Below are 7,245 nucleotides of genomic sequence, written 5' to 3'. Positions count from 1 at the left end.
TATTGATGGTCTTTCATTATTACCATTTACAGAAGAGGCCAGATCAAATCATTGGTTTTATTCAGTTATAGTCAATAAAGAAAAATATGGGATGGATAGGGACGAATTATTAACAGCACTTAATGAAAACAATATTCAAACAAGACCATTATGGAGATTAATTCATAAGCAAAAACCATATTTAGGTAGCCAAAGGTATAGGATTGAGAAAGCAGAATTTTATGAGGAAAATCTGATTAATGTGCCTTGTAGTAGTAATTTAGCAATAGAAGATGTTTTAAGCGTTTTACAGTCACTTAAATTTTTTAAAGAAAAATCAATTTTAATTTAAGCCCAAGCAGGTGAGAGTTTTGAATGTATTATTTTTGACATTATCAAATATGGAGAATGTAAATGAAAGAGGCATTTATACTGATCTAGTAAGAGAACTTGCAAGAATAGGAATAAATATGTATGTAGTTTCTCCAAGAGAAAAGAGAACAAATTTACCTACAGAGCTATCTATAATTGAAAACATTAAAATTCTGAAAGTGAAAACTGGAAATATAACGAAAGTTAACTTTATTGAAAAAGGTCTATCAACACTTAGTATAGAGAAACAATATCTAAAGGCGGTTAAAAGATATTTTTCCGATGTCCGCTTTGATATGGTTATGTATTCGACCCCTCCTATAACCTTTGAAAAAGTTGTGAAATATTTTAAACAAAAACACCAAAGTAAAACATATCTTGTGCTTAAAGACATTTTTCCACAAAATGCTGTAGATATTAATGTAATAAAAGAAGGGAGTCTTATATGGAAACACTTTAGAAAAAAAGAAAAAAGATTGTATGCAAATTCTGATATGATTGGCTGTATGTCTAAAGGAAATGTTGAATACGTTCTAAAACATAATCCTTTTATAGATAAGAAGAAAGTAGAGGTATTCCCTAATTCAATTGAACCTCTTGAAAGAGTTAGTAGAGCGAAAAAAAATAAAGAACTTTTTGAAAAATATAACATACCGCAAAATTCAACTCTATTTGTCTATGGTGGGAACTTAGGAAAACCCCAAGGGATAGAGTTTTTATTAGAGGTAGCAGATAATTTTCATAAAGTAGATAATGGGTACCTATTAATTGTAGGGGCGGGTACTGAATATGAAAAAATTCGCCATCACTTAGATTCTATTCAAACTACAAATGTTAAATTATTTAATAAAATGCCTAAGAATGAATACGACCATTTACTTGAAATAGCTGATGTAGGATTAATATTTTTAGACAAAAGATTTACTATCCCTAACTTTCCCTCTAGGTTGACTGCATATATGGAATACTCCATACCTGTGTTAGCAGCAACAGATATAAATACTGATTTAAAAGATGTCCTAAAGGAATCAGGGAGCGGTCTTTGGTCAGAGAGTGGAGATTTGAATACTTTTATTGATAATGCAATAAAACTTTCATCAGATAAAAGATTAAGACATCAAATGGGGGAGTTTGGTAGGGCTTACTTGGAAGAAAACTACGATATAAAAAAGACGGTTGAAATAATAATCAAGCACCTATAATAAGGGAGATGTATTAAATATGTTTAAAGATAAAACACTATTTATTACTGGAGGAACAGGATCTTTTGGAAATGCCGTAATGAAAAGATTTCTAGATACTGATATAAAAGAAATAAGGATTTTTTCACGTGATGAAAAGAAGCAAGACGATATGAGAAAATTATTTAATAATGATAAACTTAAGTTTTATCTAGGAGATGTTAGAGATCTTGCGAGTGTAAAAAATGCAATGCATGGGGTAGATTATGTTTTCCATGCGGCTGCTCTAAAGCAAGTACCTTCTTGCGAATTTTTTCCACTAGAAGCTGTAAAAACTAACATTTTAGGGACTGAAAATGTTTTAACAGCGGCAATAGATTACGGAGTCAAAAAGGTAATTTGCCTTTCGACTGATAAAGCAGCCTACCCAATTAACGCAATGGGGATATCAAAAGCCATGATGGAAAAGGTTTTTGTTGCTAAAGCAAAAACTGTCGATCCAGAAAGAACGCTAATCTGTGGAACTAGGTATGGCAATGTAATGGCCTCTCGTGGCTCTGTCATCCCGTTATTTATTGAACAAATCAAAAGTGGTCAGCCACTAACCATTACGGATCCTAATATGACAAGGTATCTCATGAGTCTTGAAGAAGCAGTAGAGCTAGTTATATTTGCTTTCCAAAATGCAGCAGCTGGAGACATAATGGTACAGAAAGCACCTGCAAGTTACATTGGAGATTTAGCTCAAGCTATTAAAGAATTATTTAAGGCAGATAATGAGATTAAGGTTATTGGTACAAGACACGGAGAAAAATTATACGAAACACTTTTAACACGAGAAGAGTATGTAGTTGCAGAGGACTTAGGCGGTTTCTTCCGGGTTCCTGCAGATAATAGAGATTTAAATTATGATAAATATTTTGCAGAGGGTGATAAAAAGTTATCATCGTCAGAAGAATATAACTCTCATAATACGCAAATCTTAAGTATAGAACAGATTAAAGAAAAACTACTAGAATTAGAATATGTTCAAAATGAACTCAAGTATATGAAGGTACTTTCTTCAAAATAACAATGCATGAACCAATTATTTCGCCTTATCATGTTTAGGCATTAGCGTCATCTATTATATTTTCTTTTTAGGTACTTAGAAAGGTTGGTTTATAAAGTGAAAATACTCATTACAGGAGCAAATGGATTTGTTGGAAAAAATTTAATTGCAGAATTACAAAATAAAGGATATGAAGATATTCTTAGTGTTACTAGAGATACGGAACCATCCTTATTAGATACATATACAAAAGAATGTGATTTTGTTTTTCATTTGGCGGGAGTAAATCGTCCTGATGATGAAAAGGAATTTATGCAAGGTAATTTCCATTTTACGCTTGAATTACTAGAGCTATTAAAAAAACATAATAATAAATCACCTGTGCTTATTACCTCGTCTATACAGGCTGAAAAAGATAATCCATATGGTAAAAGCAAAAAAGCTGGGGAAAATATCCTGTTTGAATATAGTCAACAAACAGGAGCAGAGGCATTTGTATACAGACTCCCTAATTTATTTGGAAAGTGGAGTAAACCTAACTACAATACTGTTGTAGCAACATATTGTTATAATATCTCTAGAAATTTAGATATTCAAATTAACAATCAAGATGCAGAATTAACGCTCTGTTATATTGATGATATTCTAGAAGAGTTTATAAATGCTTTAGAAGGAAATCCTACTAAAAAGGATCAATATTGCATTGTGAAAACAACACATAGTATTAAATTGGGGGATTTGGCTGAACGTATAAAAAGCTTTAAAAAAAGTAGAGCAGCGTTAAGTATTCCTAATATGGAAGACGCCTTAACCAAGAAGCTTTACAGTACATATTTAAGCTTTTTACCAGAAGACAACTTTTCTTATGATTTAAAAATGAATTGTGATAACCGAGGTTCTTTTACAGAATTTATTAGAACTCCTGAAAGAGGACAAGTTTCAGTCAATGTATCAAGGCCTGGCATTACAAAAGGTAACCATTGGCATCATACTAAAAATGAAAAGTTTTTAGTAGTAAGTGGAGAAGGACTTATTAGATTTAGAAAAATAGATTTAGATGAAATTATTGAATATAGAGTAAGTGGTGAAAAGTTTCAGGTTGTAGATATACCTACTGGGTATACACATTCTATTGTAAATGTAGGAGAAAGCGATCTTGTAACAGTAATGTGGGTTAATGAATGTTTCGATCCAGAAAAGCCGGATACTTACTTTTTGGAGGTATAATTAATGAAGAAATTAAAAGTAATGACAGTCGTCGGCACTAGGCCTGAGATTATAAGATTATCTGCTGTTATTAATAAATTAGAAGAGTCAGATGCTGTAGAACATATACTTGTTCATACGGGTCAAAATTATGATTATGAATTAAATGAAGTGTTTTTTAATGATTTTAAACTTAGAAAACCTAATTATTTCCTTGATGCAGCAAACGGAACAGCAGTAGAAACTATAGGGAATATTTTGATTAGAATTGATTCTATTATGGAAGAAGTAAAACCAGATGCTCTTTTGGTATTAGGTGATACTAATAGCTGCTTATGTGCTATTGCAGCTAAGAGAAGACATATTCCTATTTTCCATATGGAAGCAGGTAACAGATGCTTTGATCAAAGAGTACCAGAAGAAACTAATAGAAAAATTGTCGATCATACAGCTGATATTAACTTAACCTATAGTGACATTGCAAGAGAATATTTGTTAAGAGAGGGACTACCTGCCGATAGAATAATAAAAACTGGAAGTCCAATGTTTGAAGTCCTCAATTCAAGAAAAGGTGACATTGATGAATCAGATGTATTAGAGAGGTTAAATCTTGATGAGGGAAATTATTTTGTAGTGTCAGCTCATAGGGAAGAAAATATTAATTCAGAAACTAATTTCATGAATTTAGTAGATAGTTTGAATTCAATTGCAGAGAAATACAAAATGCCTGTAATTGTGAGTACACATCCTAGAACTAGAAATATGATTAATGCTAAAAGGATAGAGTTTAATTCATTAGTAAAAACGATGAAACCTTTAGGTTTTAATGATTATGTGAAGCTTCAAACTAAGGCTAAAGCTGTTTTAAGTGATAGCGGAACAATTAGTGAAGAATCTTCTATTCTTGGATTCAAGGCACTCAATATTAGACAAGCTCATGAGAGACCTGAAGCAATGGAAGAAGCATCTGTAATGATGGTTGGTTTGAAAAAGGAAAGAATATTACAGGGGCTAGAGATATTGAAGACACAAGAAAAAGATACACTAAGATCTGTTGGTGATTATAGTATGCCGAATGTATCTGATAAGGTTTTAAGGATTATACTGTCCTATACGGATTATGTGAATAGGGTTGTTTGGGGGAAATAGTATGAAACAGAAAGTTTTGATATGTGCGGGATATTATATACCCAGTATAAAAGGTGGAGGCCCGATACAATCTATCAAGAATTTAGTAAATAACCTCTCAGAAAGAGTGGACTTTTATATAGTTGCTGCTGATAGAGATTTAGGTGATGATAAGCCTTTTGACAATCTAATAATAGATGAATGGATACAGGTTGGGGATGCCAAGGTTTTTTATACGGACCTTTCAAGATTAACATGGAGAAAAACTGCTAATGTTATAAATAGCGTGGATTACGATGTGATTTATTTAAATAGTTTTTTCTCATATAAATTTAGCACAGTCCCTGTATTATTAAGCAAATGTAAAAGAATACCTAGAAAGCAGATTGTTTTAGCTCCTAGGGGCCAGTTTTCACCAGGAGCACTGGGTTTAAAAAGTGGAAAGAAGAAGCTATATATAAAAATGGCAAAAGCTCTGGGCTTATATAAGGATATCACTTGGCATGCAACAGCAGAGACAGAAAAAAAAGATATTGAATCGATATTTGGACATAAAGCAAATATAAAGATTGGAAATAACCTAACTGCTAACTACAAGGAACTCAAGTATAACAAAAATATTGAGAAAAATAAAAGTGAATTAAAAATTGTTTTTATCTCCAGAATTCATCCTAAAAAAAATCTTAAAAAGGCAATTGAATTCTTAAAAGCTATTCAAGGCAAAATTGAATTTAATATATATGGCCCCTTGGAAGATAAGGTTTATTGGTCAGAATGCGAAAAAGCAATAGAAAGCTTACCTAAAAGCATACAGGTTTCATATAAAGGTGCAATAGATCATGATAACATTATGGAAATATTTAAAGAGCATCATATATTTCTTTTTCCAACATTAGGCGAGAATTTCGGACATGTTATTTCTGAAGCCCTAATTGGAGGTTGTCCTGTTATTATAAGTGATCAGACGCCTTGGAGAGAATTGGAAAAAAAACAAGTTGGATGGGATATTAAACTTACAGATGAAAATGTGTTTTCTGAAGTTTTACAAAAATGTGTTAATTTAGATAATAAGGAATATCAAGAGATATCAAAAAATGCTTTTGAATATGGTAAACAAACTTCTAATAATGTAGAAGATATAGAGGGAAATTATAAATTGTTCAAATAAGGCTTTTCACAAGGTTAATAAAAAATTTATAAATGAGGTTCTTTATGAATCTAAAAACTTATTTTAAAAAAAGTCAATGGTCAGGAATCTTCTCGTTAGGGTTGGGAACAATCATTGCACAAGCAATAAATATTCTAATTCAACCTATATTAACAAGACTAATAACACCAGAAGAGCTAGGTATTTATACTTTCATTATTTCAATGGCTACATTGATAATTCCGGTGGCAGCACTGAAACTAGAAATGCTAATCGTAATAGAAGACAATCATGAAACTGCTGAACTATTGACCGATGCAGGCATTATTACTGTTTTTTTAACATCATTAATATACACTTTATTTATTGTAGTAATGTTGTTTATAGGAAATAATTCATTTGAAGAAATAGGAATGTACTCAATGTTAATTCCGTTAATAGTTCTAACTAATGGATTGAGATTTATTTTTACTAGTCATAATAATAGAGAAAAAAAGTATTCATTAATAGCGAGAATTTCTGTATTGAGAGAATTAGCAAAGGGAATAATACAAGTACTTTCCGGTATTTTTGGTGGTGGAGCGGTTGGTCAAGCTTTAGGTTATGGTATTTCACCTGTATTTGGGTTAAAGATTCAAGCCAAGGGCTATTTTGATAGATTTAAAAAAAGGGACAAAATAACAATAGAAAAAATTATCTCTATTTTTAAAGATAACAAAAATCATATAAAATATCTAGTTCCTGCACAGTTCATCAATTCTTTCTCTTATTCTTTGATCACTTTGTCAGTAATATCATTATTTTCTGCAACTGAGGCTGGTTACTATGCTATTACTATTAATGTATTAGGAATCCCTCTAGTACTTATTACTAATAATGTAAGTAAGGTGTATTTACAGAAGCTAGGAGAGGACTATAGAAAAGGTAATTCTGTCTGGTACACATTTCTTTCCGTTATTAAAGTAATGGGAGCTTTATCAATCCTAGGATTCTCAATTTTAGCCATAATTGGACCAAATCTCACTGAAATCGTATTTGGGGAAGGATATATAGAATCAGGAAAATATATATCCATACTTTGTTTTATGTTTGCATTTAGGTTCGTTGCATCCTCAATTATAGGTTCGTATGTAATTTTTAATAAACAATATCTTGATACATTATTTCTATAAATATTATTA

Annotated in this window: 7 protein-coding genes; all 7 read left to right on the top strand. The window is 31.3% G+C overall.

All coding sequences use genetic code 11. The features are described 5' to 3' along the window. A partial coding sequence (locus tag ACFVSH_RS20750) for a DegT/DnrJ/EryC1/StrS family aminotransferase (protein ID WP_387707596.1) occupies positions 1 to 331 on the top strand: 331 nt, incomplete at its 5' end. Between the two features lie 19 nt (positions 332 to 350). Then, positions 351 to 1,553 (top strand): glycosyltransferase family 4 protein, encoded by a 1,203-nt coding sequence (locus ACFVSH_RS20745; protein WP_387707594.1) that lies wholly within the window; start codon positions 351 to 353, stop codon positions 1,551 to 1,553. 19 nt (positions 1,554 to 1,572) lie between these two features. Further along, positions 1,573 to 2,604 (top strand): polysaccharide biosynthesis protein, encoded by a 1,032-nt coding sequence (locus tag ACFVSH_RS20740; RefSeq protein ID WP_387707592.1) that lies wholly within the window; start codon positions 1,573 to 1,575, stop codon positions 2,602 to 2,604. Between the two features lie 96 nt (positions 2,605 to 2,700). Beyond that, positions 2,701 to 3,810: a capsular polysaccharide biosynthesis protein CapF gene (locus tag ACFVSH_RS20735; protein WP_387707590.1), complete on the top strand. Its 1,110-nt coding sequence runs from the start codon at positions 2,701 to 2,703 to the stop codon at positions 3,808 to 3,810. Positions 3,811 to 3,813: 3 nt separating this feature from the next. Beyond that, positions 3,814 to 4,938, top strand: coding sequence for a non-hydrolyzing UDP-N-acetylglucosamine 2-epimerase (wecB, locus tag ACFVSH_RS20730; protein WP_387707588.1), 1,125 nt, complete (start codon positions 3,814 to 3,816; stop codon positions 4,936 to 4,938). Position 4,939: 1 nt separating this feature from the next. Then, on the top strand, positions 4,940 to 6,085 hold the full coding sequence (locus tag ACFVSH_RS20725; RefSeq protein ID WP_387707586.1) for a glycosyltransferase family 4 protein: 1,146 nt from the start codon (positions 4,940 to 4,942) through the stop codon (positions 6,083 to 6,085). Positions 6,086 to 6,129: 44 nt separating this feature from the next. Next, a complete protein-coding gene (locus ACFVSH_RS20720) occupies positions 6,130 to 7,236 on the top strand; it encodes a lipopolysaccharide biosynthesis protein (RefSeq protein WP_387707584.1) in 1,107 nt (368 codons plus the stop codon). The last annotated feature ends 9 nt before the right edge of the window (positions 7,237 to 7,245 follow it).

Origin of the sequence: Peribacillus sp. NPDC058002, from assembly GCF_042886655.1 — a bacterium.
Lineage (GTDB): Bacteria > Bacillota > Bacilli > Bacillales > DSM-1321 > Peribacillus > Peribacillus aracenensis.
The sequence above is the reverse complement of the archived record's forward strand: the minus strand, read 5'-3'. Positions and strand labels throughout refer to the sequence as shown.

What these genes read in the sequence shown, in the direction of transcription:
- ACFVSH_RS20720 (WP_387707584.1), top strand. Translation starts at nt 6,130, where the DNA reads ATGAATCTAAAAACTTATTTTAAAAAAAGTCAATGGTCAGGAATCTTC.
- ACFVSH_RS20740 (WP_387707592.1), top strand. Translation starts at nt 1,573, where the DNA reads ATGTTTAAAGATAAAACACTATTTATTACTGGAGGAACAGGATCTTTT.
- ACFVSH_RS20725 (WP_387707586.1), top strand. Translation starts at nt 4,940, where the DNA reads ATGAAACAGAAAGTTTTGATATGTGCGGGATATTATATACCCAGTATA.
- wecB (WP_387707588.1), top strand. Translation starts at nt 3,814, where the DNA reads ATGAAGAAATTAAAAGTAATGACAGTCGTCGGCACTAGGCCTGAGATT.